Genomic DNA, 21406 nt, shown 5'->3' on the forward strand with positions numbered 1-21406 from the left:
CCACACAGTAGCTGCAACTACTTAACCCCTGCACAAGCGCATCATCAACATGGTAAAATGGCCATGAGATGGCAGCAAAAGGGTGCGTCACCTACAGGTGCCCAAGGCCGGTTATCCACAAATCCAGGTGGATTGTAAAAAGAAAAAAAGAAGCAAAAAAAGAAAAACTATAATAAGTAGTAGTAATAGGTTCTTTTTTTTAATCTTTGGAACTGTAAACTATTATACGGATTAACAACTACAGGTGTAAACCTTTATCCGGATTATCTAACAAGGGTGTAAACCTATTTTAGGACGTGACATTCCCTATCCCGACCATATTTGCACCCTATCCCCACCCTATCTTTACCCTATCTCGACCCTATCCTAAGCCTATCCCTACCCTATCTAAAGCCTATCTCCAGCCTATCCAAACTCAAGCCCAGTATAGAGGTAGCCTATCCTCGCCTTTGTAACTAATTTATCTTCAAGTGTTTAAAAACGTACCCCCTGTAACGACAGGCCTTTCAGCCCATCCAATGCTTTAAGTGGGTTAGGCGCACGAAAAGCACCTATCCTTTGTTCAACCACGCACATTGATTACGCAAGACCTAAAATGTTACGTAAGCACAGTATTACATGCATTTATCTAATTTCGCTTGGATGCAAATGAATCTTATCAATATTTGCCAGGGATGGCTCAAATACCCATTTAGGGCTTCATTTTTGATTTAAAATGGGTGATTCGCCTTTGTGTACTTGAAGCAGGAGATCGTCCAAAATTCGGCTTTAAAAGAGGTTATGAGAGGAAGTATTCAGATGGTGCAGAAACGGCTTGTTAGGATAGGTATTTATCCAACTCATCGGCCACTGCTTGTAATAAGTCGTTACCCGGCATTTTTGCTGGCAAATCACCGGGCATAATAGCACGCCATTTACCTTCATCGTCTAATTCATAAATAAATTCTACATCATCGATGGTAACCATTAATTTCATCACGTAACCTTGTTGCACTGGGAGGATGGTGACTTCTTTTTCTTCGTTGTTAAAGGGTATAGCAATTGTGAAAGCGTCCATGCCTGCAATTTACATGAGTTACGTGCAATTCCGAACAAACAATGTGCGAAATCGGACGTTTAAGGAAACTGCATTCAACATCAACTAACTGATCATCAATAGTTTAAAAATAAAATTGACCATGGTATGTTTTTTGGCGCAGCAAGCATGCTGCTGCATCCAGCACTAACATTAGCCTTTTTAAAACCTTATTATGTTTAAAAACTATTTCAAGACAGCATGGCGTAACCTAGTAAAAAACAAGTTTTACTCGGCAATTAACATTGCTGGCCTCACTATTGGTTTAGCAGTTGGATTGATGATTATCTTGTGGGTACAACACGAAACTAGTTTCGATACCTTCCACAAGGAATCAAAAAACATTTACAAGGTGCAATCATTAGTGGGCAGCGGCACCACGCAACAAGTTTGGAACGCCTCCGTTTCACCCATTACCCACCTTGCGAAAATGCAAGCACCTGGGGTGAAAGATGCAACACGCATTACTAACAACTGGCTGATCACACAATTCAAACATAATCAAAACGTGATGTCTGCCGATGGAAACACTGTTTTCCTTGATCCTAATTTCTTCACCATGTTCGATTTTAGGTTCATTAGCGGCGATAGAAATCACCCCTTCGCAGATAACAACTCTATTGTTATCACCCAAAAAACAGCCGAAAAACTATTCGGAAAGGAAGACCCCATGGGTAAACCCATTCAAACCGAAAATAACCTCACCTTCACCGTTACAGGTGTACTAGAAGATTTCCCCACCAACTCTAATTTCGATTTCTCGGCGATGATGCCATTAAAGAAATACGAAGCCCTCTACCAAGAATCGAGACCAGGGTATACACTAACAAACGACTTTAACTACTTTGAATACAACTCGTATTTATTATTGGAACCGGGCATTGACCTTGTGCAACTGAAAAAGAAGATGCTAGCTTTACACTTGCAACAGAAACCCGACGATACCGATTTAACATACATGCTCCTTAATGTAGGAAAAATACATTTATGGGCAACCGACACTGAACCAGCCGGGCTTTCCACTGTTCGTATGTTCACGCTTATCGCCATCATTATCTTGTTGATCGCTAGCATTAACTACGTAAACCTGTCTACGGCTCGTGCTATGCTTCGTTCGAAAGAAGTGAGCTTAAGAAAAATTGTGGGCGCAGGTAAATTCCAATTATTCCTACAGTTCATCATTGAAACAGCTTTGCTATTTTCACTGGCAGCGGTATTCGCGTTGGTAGCTATAAAAGTATGCTTACCTTACTTTAACGACCTATCAGGCACAGAACTTAGGTTCGATTTAACCAACACAAGCATATGGTTGGTTATTTTTTATACGATCGTTGGCACCATGATAGCGGCTAGTATTTACCCAGCATTGTTACTGTCATCTTTCGAACCGTTAAAAGCATTAAAAGGTAAAATTAAGGGTAGTATCTCTAGCAATTTCCTACGTAAATCGTTAGTGGTAGTGCAGTTTGGATTTTCTATTTTACTCATCATCGGCACCTTCGTAATTGGGTCGCAATTGAAGTACATGCGCTCAAAAGAACTTGGCTTCAACAAAGAGCACGTGATTGGTTTAAGTATGCGCAATATTGGAAAACATTACGATGCAGTACGCGACGAATTGTTAAAAAACCCAGCCATCAAAGATGTAGCAAGAGGTACATCCAACGTAGCTAACATCCAATGGCAAACGGGTAATAACGATTGGCCAGAAAAAGAACCGAACACAACTTTCATGGTTTTCATGACGGGTATCGATAAAGATTTCATCCCGTTCTATAAGATGAAATTAACCGCAGGCGCTAATTTTACAGGAGCAGTCAGCGATTCAACCCATTATATCCTCAACGAAACGGCGGTACGCGAAGCCAATATTAAAGACCCTATTGGGCATTCATTCACCGTTCGTGGGCGTAAAGGCACCATCATTGGGGTGGTGAAAGATTTCCACTTTGCTTCCCTCAAAAAGAAAATAGCCCCGTTAATTATCTTCTATGCCGGCGAACAACAATCGAGCATGATGTACGTAAAAACAACGGGGAAAGATGCCGCTGCAGCTATTGCCACCATTGAAGCAACCTGGAAAAAATACAATCCCAATTTGCTGAGTGATTATAACTTCCTCGATAAAACGTACAACCGCATATACGCGTTCGAAACACGTACCAGCCAATTGTTCCAAGTATTCTCTATCATCGCGATATTCATTTCTTGCTTAGGTTTATTTGGCTTGGCCACTTATACAGCTCATGTACGTACACGCGAAATTGGCGTACGTAAAGCATTAGGCGCAAGCGTAGGCGGTATTATTACATTACTTAGCAAAGATTTTATCCAATTGGTTTTCATCTCTATTCTCATCTCGATGCCAATTGCTTACTTCGCCATGAAACATTGGTTGAACGATTTTGAATACAGGATTGCATTAAGTTGGACAGTGTTCGCTACCAGTGGCATGCTCGCTATTTTGATTGCTTTATTCACCATCAGTTTCCAATCGGTGAAAGCGGCTTTGGCCAATCCAATTAAGAGTTTACGATCAGAGTAATGTTCCTATTTTTTTATATAGAAATGAAAAACGTCCTCTTGCATGGAGGACGTTTTTTTATTGTTTTGTTAATATGGTAATTCCCCGTAATTGCCTTCTATCTCGTCGCTGTAGGCTTGCTTAATTTCCTCTTCCGTATTCATCACGAAGTTTCCGCTTACCTGTATAGGCTCTTGAAGTGGCATGGCCGATAAAAACAATATTTGTGCACTTCCATCAGCGGTTATTTTCACTTCATTATTTTCGCTTTCAAATACGACTAAGTGATGCTCGGTGATGAGATTATCTTCGTCATCGTTGATGGTTACACTGCCATTCGCCACGTACAACAAAGTATGCTCGCCACTGGGCACAGTAAGGAGAATATCGTGGTTATTCACCAATTCGCCGAATAGTGCCGTGGTAGGTGTAAAGGTTTGAATAGGTGCTTGCATGCTTTGGTAATTCCCCATGGGTAAACGAATATTAACTCCTAAGTCGTCGATGGCCGACGGGATAGCCGCCTTAACTGCACGTTGATAAGTGGGTGGGTCGAGTTTATGCTCGGCAGGCACATTTAACCATAGCTGGATATATTCATACGGGCCTCCGCATTCTATATACTGTGCAGAAGGGCCTTCACTATGCAATAACCCTTTGCCGGCAAACATATATTGCACATCCCCGGGTTTGATGATCGCATCATTCCCGTCACTGTCTTTATGAAAGCTTTCACCTTGCAGCATAAACGTTACCAGGGCAAAGCCGCGGTGTGGATGTGGCCTTAGGCGTTCGTACTGCGAGCAGGCCGGGATATCGGCCGGCGGGTGATGTTGTAAACGAATAAAGGGATTGGCATTGAAGGCTTCGTTGGGCAAAGTTTCCAGCACGATTATTTTCTCGCCGGTAATTCTTTCAGTGGCAGGTAAAATATGAACGATATTTTTTCTCATCCGCGCGGTTTTTATTAGGTAACAAAAATTCGGCGGAGAGGTTGATAGGGTATATAAAGTTTAACAGTATTTATTACATTTAGTAAGGAACAATATATTGAGAAATACACACTGGTCAACAACATACCTCTTGCCTCGATTGTAAAGGAATTCAAACCCCATGATTGGTTTAAGCAGATAAAAAACGAAGATGGTCGATACTTATTTCAAACCGATGAAATTAAAGCGCTACAAAGTAAGTCCTCTACATAAAAAACCCCGGCATGCAAGCATGCCGGGGTAATATTCTTCATCCTACAATATAATTACTGCAACATAATTGGCATAGCTGTAAAGTGCCAGCCACTGTATGTAACCGTTTTATCGGTTTTTAATTCACCTGTTTTCGCGTTATAGAACAATAAGTAGTTGGTGCTACCACCCCAACCAGAGTTGGTAGTTGTAACGATCAACTCATCTTTCCAAGCGTTATAAGCAATACCGGTACCGTAGATGAACTGGCCACTTGGTACGGTAATGAATGGTGTAGTAACAGAAGTTGCATTACCTTTTACATAACGGTATATTTTTGTACCGCCTTGATAACCGTTCGCAGGCGCTAAGAAAATGTAAGCATCTTTTGTAGAAGCTGCCATGGGAACACTTCTCCATACACCCCATGGTGATGGAACTGTAAATGGAAGCGTAACGGAATCTGTTGCTAAGTTGTAAGGGTTGATGCTCCACATTTTTGTACCTGTAGCGGCATAAATCAAACCATCGGTACCTGTTACAAAACCATAGTTTGCTTTACCCATTACTTTTACAATAGAGTAATCGTTTTGTTTCAATACCACGATACCACTGTCTTGCGACAATACAAATATTTTATCATTCGCACGTAACATGTTGCCGATATAACCTGTTACATTGTTGATTTTCTTACCAACAGTCATGGTCGTCATATCAATCTCGTTCAAACCGGCATTACCACCAATTAAACCACGGTTCGCTTCAATACCAACAATAGAAGTATATTGGCCACCTGCTGCAACACGAGCCGATTCTTTCATTGTGAACGCATCTACCGCCACAACTGGGCCGCCGGCTTTTACTACCATGTAGATTTTGTTATTGAAGAAAGTACCGTATTGCAAAGTATTACCGTTAGCACCCAAGGTAGCAGATGGATTTTCTTTCAAGAAAACAGAATCCTTTAACGTGTTTGTTTTATAGCTATAGAACTGTAAGTTACCGGTACCATGTCCGAACCAACCTTCCGTAATCAACGCGAAACCTAAATCGTAAGGACCAGGCGCAAAGATCGAGTATACACCAGAATCTCTACCAGCCTTGTTAGCAGCCGTTAATACTACACGGTAGCTACCGCGGGCAGTGGCTTTGAAAGTATAGGCAGTATCTTTACTTACAGGAACATTATCTACTTTCCATTCGTACGACACACCGTCACGAATATCCAGCTTAGGCGACAAGGTAACACTCTCACCAATTTCAATTGTATCCGCTGCGAATTCGGTTGTAATATGCGGGCGAATGGTAGGGCTATTATCATCCTTGTTACAAGCAGCCGTAACGCTCAAGGCAGCAAGTGCCATCCAGCCAAGTAGATTTTTTTTCATGTTGCTTATTTAAAATAAATATTTACGATTCTTGATACACACATGCGTCAATAGTCCATACCGGCTATATAGCCTATGATTGTGCTCTTTGAATCATGTGAAAATAAATTTCATGCAGCCTTTCTCCCGAAAGCAAACACTATTTTAGAATGCAGATTGGCAGGTCTTCTGGCTTGATTGCTTTCCCGGCGGCCTTCCCGTCTCTATGTAGAGACAGTGGCATTGGAGTGCCGAGAACGATTTGCAAATTTACAGCTACGGGGATAGCCCCAGGTTCACACTGGGTTCCCTTTTCATACATACTACATGTAACCAAACGCGGTGCAAACCTACACGATCGATCTTTAAAATCCAAAATTCACTTTACCAATACTCGATTGGTAAAACGCTGCGGTGGGTGGGAATGTTACAATGGCTCATTGAAATTTATATCGCAATTCATTTCAACTTCATCTAATACGGCGCCGCGCTTTACATAGAATGCTTTTGCCGCCTCATTCCATCGCGATACTTGCCAACGCATTTTCACACAGCCTTGGGAACGAGCAATGGTTAATACCTGGTCGAATAATTGGGTGCCAATATTCCTTCCACGGTAAGTTTCTTGCACAAATAAATCATCCAAATAAAGCGCCTTTCCCGACCAAGAATAATAGGCGAAGAAATAAGTAGCAAAACCAATAATATCCCCGTTTTCCTCGGCCACAAGCCCATTAAAAATAGCTTGATCACGCTCCATGCTTTCCACGGTAACACTTACTTTTCCCGGTGTACCAATAAAGGCGGCAAATTCTTGTATCAAGGCTATTATTCGAGGATAATCGCGCGGCTCGGCAATACGTATGTGCATGAATAAATTTTTATTCAAATTACCAGGTTATCATAAAATATGAAAGGATTTTTTTAGCGGGGTAACGAGCGTGGGTATCTATGGTGTGGCCACCGTTGTGTCACTCACTTCAAGGTTGGTTATTCTACTGAACGGGATTAACTAAAACACAAGCGCCCTAAAACAACAAAAGCGACCCGGAAAACGAGTCGCTTTTTGTTGCCCAACCTGGATTCGAACCAAGACAAGCAGAACCAAAATCTGCTGTACTACCATTATACTATTGGGCAATCTAAAATGTTTTTCTTGAGCAAATCGACCTACTTTTTAAGCCGAATTTTTTGTTGCCCAACCTGGATTCGAACCAAGACAAGCAGAACCAAAATCTGCTGTACTACCATTATACTATTGGGCAATCATTTTCGATTGGATGGCAAAAGTAGAACTTTTTTGATAACTGCAAAATATTTTTTTCTATTTTTTTTGAAGCATCAGCTAAAACCCTTTACCAGTAAGACTTACAACGAATTATTTTTTTAACAGTTGTTCTATTTTATATATTATTTGACTAGGCAATATGTCTTCCATGCATGCCCAATCGCCTCTAAAACAAGGTTTATTTCCAAACACAGAACATGGCCTGCAACTTAATTCTATTTGCACTGCATTTGCATCGCTTTGTCCATACCCCATAAAGCCGGCAAATGGATGCGTAGCGCCCCAAACCGACACAACCGGTACTGCAAATAACGAAGCTAAATGCATATTAGCCGAGTCCATACTCACCATTACATCTACATTCGAAATCACCGCTAGCTCCTCTGCCAAACCTACGCGGCCAGCAAGTAGTACAGTATTCGGGTATTTCTCTTGTACGGCTTGCAATTGTTCTACTTCCTTCTTTCCCCCGCCAAACAACAATATTTTTGTATTCGCTTGTTGGGAGAAATGCGCGATCACTGCTTCCATTTTTGCTAATGGATACATCTTTTCACGGTAAGTAGCAAAGGGAGCAATGGCAATCCAATGATCTCCACCTTTCTCTCCTACAATTGCTGAAACGTTCGCAGGCAAAGGCTTCCGCTCGCGTGGCAATGGGTCTAATGGTGCTTGGTATCCCAACTTTCGGAACACTTCGGCATAGCGCTCCACTGTAGTAGTAAGCGGTTCCATTACCTTGTTTTCTTGCCTGGTTAATGCTTTCTTTCCTGCCCTTCCTTTATCGATTACGGCCACTTTCGTGAATGTACATCTAAAGAAGGTACGTACAATTTGCGAGCGTAATACTTGGTGTAAATCCGCCACGGCACTCACTTTATAGCGACTTTTAATTTGCCTGAAAAGCTTAAATAAACCGGGTACGCCTTTGTGTTCACCTTTTAAATCGGCCGGGAAAAATATTAACCTAGGAATGCCTTCGCACATGGCGCCCCATTTCGCATTTGTTACAAACACGATTTGGATGCCAGGATTAGCGGCCAAAACATTCCGCATTACCGGGATGGTCATGGCCGCATCTCCCATCGCCGAAAAGCGTATGGCAACTATCGTTTTCAAAGATTCCATTATTTTTTCGCGTATAATACCGGGTTCAATGATGGATCATTGTACATCTTCATCTGGCGGTACACTTTCATGTATTTACGACCATTGGCAATGTCTTGCAACAATTCCTCGATGGCAGTGGATAAGTCAACCTGTTGTGCTAACAAAATATCCAGCTTTGCTTGGCAAGCCGCGCGGTGTTCTGGTGTAGCATCTACACGGGTTGCTTCCTCTTGCATATGGTAGATCTTCAGTGCCAAAATCGACAAGCGATCAATGGCCCATGCCGGGCTTTCTGTATTGATTGAAGCGCCTGCTTGGGGCGTTACTTGGCTGTATTGTTGTAAGAAATAGCTGTCGATGTATTCCACCATATCGGTACGCTCTTGGTTCGAACGATCGATCCAGCGTTTCAATTCCAAGGCTGCAACTGGGTCGATTTTCGGATCGCGGATAATATCTTCCAAGTGCCATTGCACCGTGTCGATATAGTTTTTCATATAGAGCAAGTGCTCGATTGCCGCTTTTTCATACGGGTTCTCCATCGCTTTGTACACATCGTTATGCACATGAAAATCCGCGATGGCTTGGTTAAATACTTTGGTACACAATTCTGTAAACATGCGACAAATGTAAATCTCTATTCTGGAAAAATAAAAGGCGGGCGCTCTTTTCATTTTTTTGTAGGAAAACAGCGCTTCTTAACATCCAGGTAATATGTGATTTATACATTTATTTCCCGAAATGCGCTAACAACCTATTTATGCGTGACAACCCGTTGCATATATTGTTTGATGAACTGTTTGAAGCCAATAAAGACAAAGTTTACCGTTTTGCCCTGAAATTAACCGGGAGCGAATCCCGGGCCGACGAGATCACACAACTTTGCTTTATTCGCCTTTGGGAAAACATCCACGCCGTAAAACCGGGTGAAGATGTATTCCCCTTACTATTCGTGTTTGTCAAAAACCTCGTCGTCGATGAAGCCCGGCGCTTCTACCGCGAGCAAAAAATAATGGCCAACATAAAGGAGCAACACGCTTCCGAAGAGCCCTCCACCGGCGAACCTAGGCAATTGGAAGACAAAGAATTACAGCAACAAATGCGTAAAGTGATTGCGAAAATGCCAGAACAACGCCGCCAAGTGTACATTCTTAGCCGCGAAAAAGGCAAGTCGCACAAGGAAATTGCCTCCCAGTTATCCCTATCACCTACTACGGTCAGGAACCACATTGGGCTGGCCATTCAATTTATCCGGCAAGAACTAAAAACCCGTTTAGCCGAATAACATCCATGCTTTCAATCATTACATTATGCATAAAGTATTTACGCCAATACTTCTACTGGCACTATGTTTTACTGCCTGCAAGAAGGAGGATAATCCCATGCCTCTAGGCCCGGTTACCAACACCGAAACCCGCCAATGGATACTCGACAGCCTTCGCCTCCTTTATTATTGGGAAGCCGGCCTACCCCATAATGCCATGCAAAGCAACCTAGCAGCCTCCCCGTACTTTTACAGCCTTTTACATCCTTCCGATCCCTATTCAGCCATTTACAACCCAAACGAGCCCAATACGCGCCCTACGAACTTCCTGTATACCTTTGGGATGCATTATAGCGTCGTACCTGTCAACGGCTTACAAGTAGGGGTAGTGGAGTTAGTGATCCCGGGAGGCACAGCAGCCAATAACGGGTTTGCCCGCGGCTTGTGTTTCTCAAAAATCAACGACCAAGTACTTACGCCGGAAAATGCCGCTACATTAACCCAAACCCTCCTAACAGCCCGAACGGGGCATTTTACCCTCTTAAAAAGGGATTTCTCAGCCGATAGCATTACACTTATGCTGAACGGTGCTACCCAAGGCGAAAATCCCATTTATGTTACCAGGACATTTACGGTAGGTGGGCGCAAAGTGGGGTACCTTTTTTATAACAGCTTCAACGATGCCTATAACACAAACTTGTTACAAAGTTTCCGGGCTTTTAAGAATAATGGGGTGAATGAGCTTATACTCGACCTCCGCTACAACAATGGCGGTAGCGTTGCAGCTGCCGGTATAATGGCTGCAATGGTAGCTCCGGGTGTACAAGAGAATAGTAATTTCGTAGGATATACCGGTAATAAAAAAATTGGTCATCAATTATTGACATATCAACAAATAATGCGTGCAGTTGAAAGTGGTCAACCTTACACTTTATCACAACTACAAGATGCAAGACTTCAATTACCACGCATATTTATCCTTTGTACCAAAAGAACAATGTCGGCGGCAGAATTACTCATCAATAATCTCCCGGTACATATGAACGTAGTTACCATTGGTGAAACTACCCATGGCAAAGATGTAGGCGCTATCATAGTGCGCGACTTGCGTGTACCTCAAAGGATTCCCTACATCATGCTGCCTATTGCTTACAAATTATCGAATGCAAATGGACAAGGAAATTATGATCGTGGGATTACACCAACTTATAGCGTTAACGAACTGGATCATCTGCCCTTATTGACTTTGGGAGATGAGAAAGATGTATTAATCGCAAAGGCCTTACAACTTATCGGAGGGCAAGCACGCGTTCAAAACACACTTCTTCCTATACCACGTGCACGCTTACTAAGTACACAAAGTGATGGATTACCTATTGTGTTACCGGTTAGATAAAATAAAAAGGCACATTGTAGAAACAATGTGCCGTGCATAAAATCATGTGAATGTTCGAGAATGCAATAGTTTACGTTTTAACAGGCAAAACGAGGCCTGTATAAAACAGCATAAGTTTTATATTGACGCGCCCAAAAACAGCCACAGTGTTACATTTTTCAATGTTGCCTGTGCGGGTTGTGCGCATGGTCTATTAAGTTAATTGTTGAACTTCTTTTAACGGTACTTCTAATCGGTATTAACGGGTTAAAAAAAATACTTAAAGTTAGCTGTGTTTAAACTGTCCTCTTTTCGTTTTCGTTATCTGTCACATTTCTGAGGTTAATGCAATTTACAAAGGCTCACTGCAATCTAAACAGCAGTCACTTTTTATTTGCTTGGTTTAAAATTACGGAAAAAAACTATTATTAAAAATTATTATTTCAAAATTTTCCTCTCTGTTCACCTGGGTTAAAGGGCCTTTCTTATGGTTACGTATTCACTATCAAACGCTTTGATCTTGTAGATATTTTATTCTTTGAAATAATTATTTTGTTATGATATAATACATCCTGTTTTTGACGTAAATACACGTACTATACGATTTTGCAAGCTATCGATCCCCTCCATCAAGTAACACGAAAGAGGTATGAAAAAATCGATTTACCTTATTACAAGCATGCTATGAAGCTGTTCGTTCCTTTTCCATCTTCGATAACCGGTTAGGATGATATATAGCCTGGATATATGGGGAACATTGGGAGAACATTAGGAGACCATTAGAAGAACATTAGAAGAACATTGGGAGATATTATAAATGCGCCTTTTTAGGCTCATTTTTGACTTTAACTAGCTGGTTACTTGCAGGATAGGTTCACTGCGGGAAATAAATAAAAAACACGGGATAAAAATATCCCGTGCTGTCGTTAAAAATGCTGCATTTAATTTACTATAAGGAAACGCAGCACCTTTGAAAAATAGGGTTTTCACTGGATAGTGAATGATATTAGAGTTCGAGCAATTTTTTAGGGTATTGTAATTGATAAGTTTGTCCATTCTCGGTATAAGGTTCCACATAAAAGCGAATGTATGTTAGCTTGCCTGGGTTGCACTGTGCATCAATACCACCATTACCATTCAATGGTAATCCACCATACATATCTAACCCAATGCTCAAATAATACGCACGGGTACCATCGTAGCCTGTTTCGCTGTCGATAAAGTTCGCGGCATAATCAATCAATTGACCATTCGCATCACGAACCGGCAATTTTACAAAGTTGGAATAGGCTCCAAATGCCAAGTCTTTTTGCTCAAAAACTTTTTCAGAAGGATCATAAGTGAAGCCACCGTCGTGCGATATGAAAATTTGAACGGTAATTTTTTTCGATTCAAAGTTCACGTCGTTTAAGAATGAAACGGCGATAGAATCATTGGAAGGACGATCAATTTGCAAACTACCAAATTGAACGATGTTGAGGGAAGGCATATATTGTAAATCGAGGTACACATCGCCTTTTACTTGTTTGATAACGGTGTCGCGCACAAGGGCTCCATCATCATGTCGATTATATGATATCCTTAAAGAATCGAGTGTTTGGGGTACAATGGATTGTTGACGTAGTACGGGGTTGATACCGTTTACGCTACCCAATTTTTTACCATTTACATAAACGTCTAATGGAATGTCTTCCCCGTTTGCACCTACACTTATAGCAGTCAATTTGATCGTTTCAACAGCCTCGCCTTTTTTGCATGCTGTAAAACTAACTACACATCCCAATAAAAAAAGACTACAAATAATTCGAATAATCGGTTTCATATAAATTAAAATGCGCTTGATGATTGTTACCTAGAAATTTGAAGAGTATGATCTATAATACGAACAGTAAAAGAGCGATTGAATGCAGTCGCATTCAATCGCTCTACAATATGCTTATTGGAAAATAGCCCAACCAGCAGCCCAGTCAGTACCAGCGGTGTTAGAACCGAAGGCACCACGGAATGATTCTGTAACCCAGCTCCAAGGAGTAGCTGTACAAGTAACTGTTAAGCAACTTGTAGTAGTACCTTGTGTTAAAGCTGGAGATGTTAATGCTGGAATACCTTGTACAGGCATGTAGAATTTAGCAGTTGTTCTGCTGAATGGAGCAACCAATTTGATGCTTGTGTTAGGGTTCACATCGTTATAACCTAAGTTATCAGTTGATGGAGTGAATGAACCTGCCGCGCTTTCTGTAGCAAATTGTTTGCTAGATGTGAAGGCGTGAACCAAGTTGTTTTTGAAACAAGAAACACCGCTCACCAATAATTTGTCTTGTGTTAATGTACCATCCAAAGAAACACCTAAGTTGAAGCCCATTACGATTGAGTTCACCAATGTGAAACCTGCATTTCTGCGGAAGTGTGCACCACGACCATATCTACCAGTACCAGATGGAGCACCGTTAGTAATGCTAGCTTTAGTAGCATTCGGAACACCAATGATTGTTAAGTTAGAGATAACCGGTAAAGTGTTCGGAGAATTGGTAGAGGAAGAAGCGTCGTTATCGCATTCGATACCATTTGATTGGCTCTTATCAGCACGTGTAGTATCTGATAAACCTAAAGCATACTGGATGCTACCACGGTAACCGTTATCGAAATCGAACATATCATCCAAAGCATCAACAGCGATCAAGTGTTTAGCATTCACTGTACCACCGAAGAATTCGAATGCATCATCTTTAGATTTGAATACTTCAACATAGTCAACGATTGTACCACAACCAACACCGGCTAATGTTAAACCGTTCAATTCATTGTCAGTACCTAATTCGTAACCAGCGTATTCAATTCTTACATAACGTAAGATACCAGAGTTATCGCTGTTGTTTAAACCACCATAGTAACCATCAGGACCAGGTGTAACGTTCAAACCTTCGATAAATGCAGTATCAGCCGGTTGGTTGATTTCAGCACGACCTAATATCGCGATACCACCCCAGTCGCCTGATTGTGGAGATGTTTGGTCTGATGTGAAAACGATTGGGCAAGATGCAGTACCATCTGCAATAATTTTAGAACCTCTTGTTACGATCAAAGTACCACCTGGTGAACCTTTGATACCTTCGATACGTGTACCTGGCTCGATAGTCAACGTTGCGCCGTTTTTAACGTATACTAAACCCGAAAGTTTGTATTTTTTACAGCTGCGCAATGTGAGGTTAGCAGTAATGTTAGTGTTAATAGTGCTATCGCCGCAAGAACCTGGCGTTTCGCAACCGGCTAATACACCGGCTAAAACAGGGCGTTGTTGCTCAGCTTTGTGATCTTTGTTACAAGCTGTAGCGAGAGCTGCTAATGCAACAACTGCTAAAATCAAAGGATGTTTTTTCATTGGGTTTTCTTTTTCTTGTTTTGATTATAGATCTAGGTACCTGGCCAAGGTATATCTTCAATTATTTTAAAAATTGTACGTAAATGTTGCACTGAATGTGCGTCCTTGTTTCACACTATAATCCAATACATCACGATCCTTTTGGTAACGGATGTCTTTCTTGCTTGGGTCAACTAAATTGCCGCCTTCTTGGGTATAGTTGCGGTAGATATACGAAATGCTGTTCAACAAATTCGATGCATTCAAACGCAATTCCAACTTACGTTGTAACATACGGAACGCCAATTGTGCATCCAGCGATTCAATGGGTTGTTCGTACAATGATTCTGTGTAGATCAAAGATGGACGATACATACGGTTCGTTACTTTGTTATACATCACAGACAGGCTAACAGGCTTAGTATCGTAATACAATCCGAAGTTGTACATAAAGTTGCTGGCGCCTGATTGAGGACGATGTTCACGCTCACCTTTTGTTTCTTCTACGATGATCTTTTTTGGATCTTGCGGGTTATCGGGGAAATATGTAAAATGTAACTGGGTAACATAGGCATCCAAATATGTAAAGTTGCCATACACACTTAGGTTACGAATAACAGGCACATTGGTAAAAGCTAACGATTTACGCAATTCTAATTCAATACCCGTATTTGTAGCACTATGGTTGTTATACAAACTGTACTGGCGGTTGATACCTTCTTTGTAAATCTCTAACGGGTTTTTCAAATATTTATAGAACAATGAAACCGACATTACTTCGCCCGGTTTCGGGTAATATTCAAATCTAAAATCGTAGTGGTCGATTAACGTAGAACGAATCATACCACCTTGATAGTCGCCGCCTAATTCAAAGTCGAACTCACGGAAGTAGGCATATTCTCTCAAATCTGGGCGTACAATACTTTTAGCGTATGCTAAGCGTAAGTTGATTTTTTGGGTAAGACTGTAGGTTAAGTTAGCCGATGGAAATAAATGCCAGTTAGGTTCTAATTCAAACAAGGCCGACATATCAATATCATTCTTATAACCACTTCCTAACAATGCTTTTACTTTTGGTATCACTTGTTCATTCAACCTGTTCAAGTTGATATATTCTCCTCTTAACCCCCAAACAAGCCTTAACTTATCGCCTAATTTATGATCTAACATGCCGTAAACTGAATGTAATACAGCTGTTTTATTCATATCATCACCAAACTGGTTTACGAAAATGCTATCCAAATAAGGTGCAGCAAATACATCGCCTAAGTATGGGTATTTCTCGCCAGGACTCGCAGCATTCGCCAAGTTCATCACGTAAAACTTACGATCTTTCGTCCAACCACCATAACCACCTTTCACCGTATTATTCACCGTTTGGTTACCTAATTTGAAGGTAAATGGCATCGATAAAGAAGCATCCCAACCTAGGTTGTTTTCTACTGCCCTACTCCACCAACGTAAAGAGCCCACAGAAATCATACTGCTACCAATAGAACCCACGTTTAACAATTCTCCAGGTACTTCATCAGTTGCATGCATATAATCGGCCAAGGCTTCGTGGTTATCCGGTTTCTTACGATCGAGGTAAGTATAACTTCCCCACCATTTTAACTTCATTCCTTTTTTGCCTAAAGCATGATCACCTTTTAACTGTGCTTGGTATAACTCCGTTTGTGCTGTAATATCATAGATGGCCATCTTGTCTACGCTGCTAATTTGGCCTGAACCCAATTGCATCGATTGGTCCAAATTGCGAATCATAATACCATTTAAGCTTACTTTATGCTGTGCGTTGCGAAACCCCAAGCCCACTAAACCGCTCATGTTGGTATTGAATAAATATCGTTTGCTGTTATTCATCAGCTCCGGGTTCTTCAACACCGATAAATCGTTGATAAACCCTGCACGGGTAGATTGAATATCCTGGGTATTCAAGTTGTTCCGGTAGCTAAAACCCGCTACTAAACCGGCTTGACCATTATTCATTTTCATTGTTCTACCCAAAGCAATTCTATAATTGCTAGAAGGTTGCGCACTCCATTGGTTAATACCCCAACTATTTTGCACAGCAGTATTCTTCGGGGAAGCATCAAAGGCTTTGATCATACCTGCCCTAGAATTCCAATTCAGCTTACCTGCAAAATCGCGTTGCTTAGAAGGCGTAGCCCAGTATTCCCGACCATCGAACCCCATTAATCGGAAATTCTTACCGGTTGTATTATCATTATAAGATGCACCGATCCCGATGTTCAAAAAATTCCTTGTCGGCACATCCAACGTATTAACTTCCACTAAACCACCACCAAATTCGGCACTCATACCTGGTGTTAAAGTTTTAATTACCGTAATGTTTTCGATCAAACTTGTAGGAATAACATCGTAGCTAAAGTTCTTACGGTTTAACTCTGTGCTTGGCATAATTTGGTTGTTCAACATCGCTTGGTTATAACGTTCGCTTAAACCGCGGATAACGACATAACGATTATCAACCGTTGCCAAACCACTTACACGTTTCAACACCTCGCCCACGTTTTTATCGGGTGTACGGGCAATCAAATCTGCACTAATACCATCGGTAATACCGGCGTTGTTCTTTTGCAAAGCATATAAACCTTCTACAGAAGAACGTTGAAAGTTGGCTGTTACCACCACTTCTTTCAAGGCGTTCTTAGAAGCTGCCATAACTATGTTTAAGGGCGTGTTTTGTAATGCAGCTACCAACACATCTGTTACACGTTGCGTAGTGAAGGAAATATAACGGTACTCTACCGTGTACTTACCTGGCGGTAATGGAATCGTGTAAGAACCATCTACGGAAGTAACAGTACCTTGCGAACCGTTCACTAATACGGTTACACCCGGTAAACCTTCATTTTTATTATCTACTACTTTACCGGTGATGGTACCATTTTCTTCGATTGCTTTCGAGGTTTGTTTGCCCTTGCGAATAGCAACCGTGTTATCATTATAATCTATATCAATCGGCGCAGATTGGTCGAGGTAATCGAGTACTTCGCCGAGGGTGTTATTCGGGAACTTTACGGTTTGCAATTTGCAGTTCGATAAATGCTCTGGATCGTACACATATGTGAATGGTGTTTGTTTTTCCAAGAGCTTTACCACTTGTTCTGCATTCGTTTGTTGCAATGAAATTTGCACTTTGTTATTAAGCGATTTGTATGATTGCGCGAACAGCGCCACGGGAGCCAAGCAGCACAGCAGGATACACAAAGAGTAGGTTTTAAATGGCACGACAATTCCAGTACAAAATCCCTTTGTAGATTTTTGCATACGTTGTTTAGTTTAAAAATGTTGAAAATGTTTCCTACAGCTGATTCTTCAGCGCAGCCTATTGCATATTACTCGGTACGGGTAAATTACTTTTTGATCGATGTTATGATATACGTTCCATTAGTAGTGCGTTGATAATTGAATTGATGAACAAATTGCAACGACTTCAATACGTGTTCTAGTGAAACACTCGAGGAAAACTTACCGCTCACTTTCCGATGTATTAACGATTCGTCGTTTAATTGGATGTTAACACCATAGCGTCCTTGCAGCTTGGCTAATACATCGGCGAGCGTATTTTTTTCAAACAACAATTTTCCATTTTTCCAGTCCATTACTTCTTCTTCATTGAACTGCGTGGCATGCGCGAGCAAACTTCCTTGTTTAAATGAGAGCATTTCACCGGGCGCTAATACGCGCAAATAATTATGACTGCTACTATCCATTAAACTAATCCCAACTTTACCCGATAACAAACTGATTTGCACACTGCCGTCGGCCTTATTGCCGGTAGCGATATTGAATGAAGTTCCCAAGGCGGTGGTAATAACGCCACCTGCATGCACCTTGAAAGGTAATTGGCTGTTCTGTGCCACTTCGAAATAGGCTTCACCTTGCAACCACAGTTCGCGTTTCTGCTCGTTGTAGTTCGTAGCATATACGAGGGTTGCATGCCTATTCAACCAAACTTTCGAGCCATCGGGCATTATCACGGTTTTTACGTTCGGTTGTGCATTATATAATGTATCGAATGCTTGTGCTAGTGGTTGCTGAGGCAATTCTTTTTGCGCATGCCAAGCAAACATACCTACGATGGCCGTTACGGCAGCGGCTGCCGCGCCGTAGAACCATGCTTTTTTGGGTTGTTTATTATGTATTGGAACAACCGGCGTTTCGGGGTTAGCCTTGTGCCATGTTTGTAACAGGAAATGATCTAACCCGGGCGTGCTTGTTTGCTGCAAGTACAATTCTACTTGTGCTTGTTCTTCAGCAGAGGCAGTGCCTGCAAAGTATCGTTCGAGTATGTGTTGATTTATTTCCATGTTATAAAGCATCTTTCGCGCTAAAATTTCCTGCTTACAATAAGAGTACGTTTCAAACGACCAATTGTACCAATCAAAAATTGGAGTTCACAATTTGGTAACATGTATTTGGTTGCTGCCCTCTAGGAAGATGCATGTAATGGATTGATTTTGCGACTATTGTGGTGTATGTAGATAAAAATTGTCCGAAAATGAGACAAACCGTCCACTATCGAAAATGCCCATTTTTCAAATACCACACGCCCCTAGTGTTAAAATCATGTGAAGCCGAACTTTTCTTCCTCAAAAATCCCCGCTCAATTCGCCAAAACCCAATACAGCAAAGACTTACAAGGCAATCCCCCCGTTTGTCCGCTCTGTACAAAAACGAACACTTTTACATTTTCAGTTTACCGATCATCCGCTAATAACTATTCATTTTACCTACTTTAAAACCGTTCATACCTTTGAGTCATCAAACAACAAATACACAAACGCATTCAAAATATTTAAAAATTACTATCATGAAAAACATTATCACTTTTATCGCCTTCATCTGCATCGCTACTGTAGCTGCTGCAAACAATAAAAAAATCAACATCGCTAAAGTAGCCACTACTAACACCGAAAAAGTAGCTGTTAAAAAAGTAAGACAATTCTTTGCTGAAAACGGCACCTTATTAGCCACTAGCCGCTTCATTTCAGATGTTGAATTACCACAAGCTGCTATCGAAACTTTGATTTTGAAATGCCCTAATGAAAACATCAAAGCAGTACAAGAAATCAATAAACAAGGCAGCAAATACTACATCATTACCTTGGAAACTGAAAGCCGCGTAAACGTTGTACGTGTAGACGCCGACGGATCTTACCGCGCGATGGAATCTTTCCAAAAATCATAATACCCTCTACTTCCGCCAAAAAGTAACATAAAACAAAACGGTCTCTACATTGTAGAGACCGTTTGTTATTGAAACAGGAAATGTATTGAATTGTATGTTTTAAGACGTTTTTTTCGTTTTCATCGCAATGTAGTAGAAAGGTATACCCAAGATGATAATACCCAAGCCAAAGAGCGCATACGTTGTTTCTGTATATAATAACAACAAGGCCAAGGCAGAAGCCACTACAATATAGATCGCCGGTAATACAGGGTAACCGAATGCTTTATAAGGACGTGGCACATCGGGCTGCGTTTTTCTCAACCTGAAAATACCATAAATGGTAAGCACATAGAATAATAATACCCCGAAAATCACCAATGCCAATAATTTATTATAGCTACCTGTTAAGCATAAAATGGATGCCCAAATACATTGTAACCACAAACCGTTAGCTGGTACACTGTTCTTATTTAAAACCGCGGCCTTTTTAATGAATACTCCATCTTCCGCCATCGTATAATACATGCGCGCACCCGCTAAGATTAAGCCGTTATTACAACCGAATGTAGAAATCATAATCATTACTGCAATAGCCAATGATCCAACGCCACCGAATATGGCTTGCGCCGCTGCTACACCTACACGTTGGTTAGGCGCAAAAGCGATTTCATTGAATGGCAATACCGATAAATACATAAGGTTTGTACTCACGTAAATGATGGTCACGATTAATGTACCGAGGAATAAAGAGCGGCCAATGTTTTTCTGCGGGTTCTTAATTTCTGCAGCGATGAAAGTAACGTTATTCCAAGCATCACTAGAGAAAAGAGAACCTTTCATGGATACTGCAATAGCACCTAACAAGGTTAGACCACCTAATGCAACGCTGGAAATAGTACCGGTAGTAGCATCTTTCGTTAATGCTGCTGGAGCCCAAGCATTTACCCAGTTAGCGTTCCAAATTTCTGCTTTAGCACCCAGTAAGAAGCCAAAAACGATCAACCCAAAGAGCGATAATAGCTTCGCCAAGGTGAAGATGGTTTGTAACCATTTACCGTGTTGCACACCGCGCGTGTTGATGAAGGTGAGTAATACGATGGAGCCTATAGCCACCAATTGCCCAACAGTGATATCCACTATGCCTAGCGGCAATATAACGGTGGATTCGCCCAATACGGGGAACACATAATCGGTGTACTTCGCAAATGCCATAGCCACAGCGGCAATAGTACCTGTTTGTATTACACCAAATTGCGTCCATCCAAATAAGAACGCGATGAAAGGGTTGTAGGCTTCGCGGAGGTAAACGTATTGACCACCCGCACGTGGAAACATCCCGGATAATTCGCCGTAGCTCATAGCCGCGATAATTGTCACAATGCCCGCTAGCACCCACATAGCCGTTAACCAGCCAGCAGAACCCAAACTATACGCAATCTCCGAGGAAACGATGAAAATACCCGACCCGATCATAGAGCCGGCTACCAACATGGTAGCATCTAATAAGCCCAGGCTGGGCTTAAATTGTGAATTTTGGTTGATTGTTGTCGACATGTAGACGAGATGAATAAGCAAGTAAAAGTTACAGGAAGTTGTTGGCGTATGTCCAAAAAAAATCCCGGATTTCATTGAAAACCGGGATCAATTTATAAAAACTTTGC

General features: G+C 41.4%; 15 protein-coding genes, 2 tRNA genes and 1 riboswitch. Of the genes, 4 read left to right on the forward strand and 13 right to left on the reverse strand.

Going from position 1 to position 21406, the window contains the following annotated elements; genetic code table 11:
• Positions 1 to 817 precede the first annotated feature (817 nt).
• Entirely contained in the window at positions 818 to 1057 is a 240-nt protein-coding gene (locus LX64_RS20810; protein WP_111599642.1) for a hypothetical protein, read from the reverse strand.
• Between the two features lie 193 nt (positions 1058 to 1250).
• Between LX64_RS20810 and LX64_RS20815 the strand changes: the two genes are divergently transcribed.
• Entirely contained in the window at positions 1251 to 3620 is a 2370-nt protein-coding gene (locus LX64_RS20815) for an ABC transporter permease (RefSeq protein WP_111599643.1), read from the forward strand.
• Positions 3621 to 3688: 68 nt separating this feature from the next.
• Here LX64_RS20815 and LX64_RS20820 read toward each other — a convergent pair whose 3' ends face one another.
• The 7 genes from LX64_RS20820 to LX64_RS20850 all read right to left on the reverse strand — a co-directional run bounded on the left by LX64_RS20820 (position 3689) and on the right by LX64_RS20850 (position 9168).
• The gene (locus LX64_RS20820) at positions 3689 to 4552 is read right to left on the reverse strand and encodes a pirin family protein (protein ID WP_111599644.1); all 864 of its coding nucleotides are present in this window, start codon (positions 4550 to 4552) and stop codon (positions 3689 to 3691) included.
• 305 nt (positions 4553 to 4857) lie between these two features.
• The gene (locus LX64_RS20825; RefSeq protein ID WP_111599645.1) at positions 4858 to 6171 is read right to left on the reverse strand and encodes a DUF5074 domain-containing protein; all 1314 of its coding nucleotides are present in this window, start codon (positions 6169 to 6171) and stop codon (positions 4858 to 4860) included.
• Positions 6172 to 6312: 141 nt separating this feature from the next.
• Positions 6313 to 6503, reverse strand: a riboswitch (cobalamin riboswitch).
• A 74-nt stretch (positions 6504 to 6577) separates the two neighbouring features.
• Entirely contained in the window at positions 6578 to 7021 is a 444-nt protein-coding gene (locus LX64_RS20830) for a GNAT family N-acetyltransferase (protein ID WP_111599646.1), read from the reverse strand.
• A 198-nt stretch (positions 7022 to 7219) separates the two neighbouring features.
• Positions 7220 to 7290 (reverse strand) — tRNA-Gln (locus tag LX64_RS20835).
• A gap of 54 nt (positions 7291 to 7344) precedes the next feature.
• Positions 7345 to 7415 (reverse strand) — tRNA-Gln (locus LX64_RS20840).
• 113 nt (positions 7416 to 7528) lie between these two features.
• Complete coding sequence (locus LX64_RS20845) at positions 7529 to 8557, reverse strand: glycosyltransferase family 9 protein (RefSeq protein WP_111599861.1); 1029 nt, start codon at positions 8555 to 8557, stop codon at positions 7529 to 7531.
• A gap of 8 nt (positions 8558 to 8565) precedes the next feature.
• A complete protein-coding gene (locus tag LX64_RS20850) occupies positions 8566 to 9168 on the reverse strand; it encodes a DUF4254 domain-containing protein (RefSeq protein WP_111599647.1) in 603 nt (200 codons plus the stop codon).
• Positions 9169 to 9308: 140 nt separating this feature from the next.
• On the opposite strand from LX64_RS20850, the gene LX64_RS20855 reads away from it, so the two are divergent.
• On the forward strand, positions 9309 to 9833 hold the full coding sequence (locus LX64_RS20855; RefSeq protein WP_111599648.1) for an RNA polymerase sigma-70 factor: 525 nt from the start codon (positions 9309 to 9311) through the stop codon (positions 9831 to 9833).
• 25 nt (positions 9834 to 9858) lie between these two features.
• Positions 9859 to 11208: a S41 family peptidase gene (locus tag LX64_RS20860; protein WP_111599649.1), complete on the forward strand. Its 1350-nt coding sequence runs from the start codon at positions 9859 to 9861 to the stop codon at positions 11206 to 11208.
• 985 nt (positions 11209 to 12193) lie between these two features.
• Here the strand turns inward: LX64_RS20860 and LX64_RS20865 are convergent.
• The 4 genes from LX64_RS20865 to LX64_RS20880 all read right to left on the reverse strand — a co-directional run bounded on the left by LX64_RS20865 (position 12194) and on the right by LX64_RS20880 (position 18882).
• Positions 12194 to 13009: a hypothetical protein gene (locus tag LX64_RS20865; protein WP_148707411.1), complete on the reverse strand. Its 816-nt coding sequence runs from the start codon at positions 13007 to 13009 to the stop codon at positions 12194 to 12196.
• A 114-nt stretch (positions 13010 to 13123) separates the two neighbouring features.
• Positions 13124 to 14566: a T9SS C-terminal target domain-containing protein gene (locus tag LX64_RS20870; protein WP_111599651.1), complete on the reverse strand. Its 1443-nt coding sequence runs from the start codon at positions 14564 to 14566 to the stop codon at positions 13124 to 13126.
• A 66-nt stretch (positions 14567 to 14632) separates the two neighbouring features.
• Positions 14633 to 17839 carry a TonB-dependent receptor domain-containing protein gene (locus LX64_RS20875; protein WP_111599652.1) on the reverse strand — a complete coding sequence of 1069 codons (3207 nt, stop codon included), beginning with the start codon at positions 17837 to 17839 and terminating at the stop codon, positions 14633 to 14635.
• Between the two features lie 86 nt (positions 17840 to 17925).
• Entirely contained in the window at positions 17926 to 18882 is a 957-nt protein-coding gene (locus tag LX64_RS20880) for a FecR family protein (protein ID WP_158538700.1), read from the reverse strand.
• 503 nt (positions 18883 to 19385) lie between these two features.
• On the opposite strand from LX64_RS20880, the gene LX64_RS20885 reads away from it, so the two are divergent.
• Positions 19386 to 19763: a hypothetical protein gene (locus LX64_RS20885; protein ID WP_111599654.1), complete on the forward strand. Its 378-nt coding sequence runs from the start codon at positions 19386 to 19388 to the stop codon at positions 19761 to 19763.
• Positions 19764 to 19862: 99 nt separating this feature from the next.
• On the opposite strand, the gene LX64_RS20890 is transcribed toward LX64_RS20885, so the two are convergent.
• Positions 19863 to 21299 carry an APC family permease gene (locus LX64_RS20890; RefSeq protein ID WP_211324864.1) on the reverse strand — a complete coding sequence of 479 codons (1437 nt, stop codon included), beginning with the start codon at positions 21297 to 21299 and terminating at the stop codon, positions 19863 to 19865.
• Positions 21300 to 21406 lie beyond the last annotated feature (107 nt).

It is taken from the genome of Chitinophaga skermanii, assembly GCF_003259335.1.
GTDB classification, from domain to species: Bacteria; Bacteroidota; Bacteroidia; order Chitinophagales; family Chitinophagaceae; genus Chitinophaga; species Chitinophaga skermanii.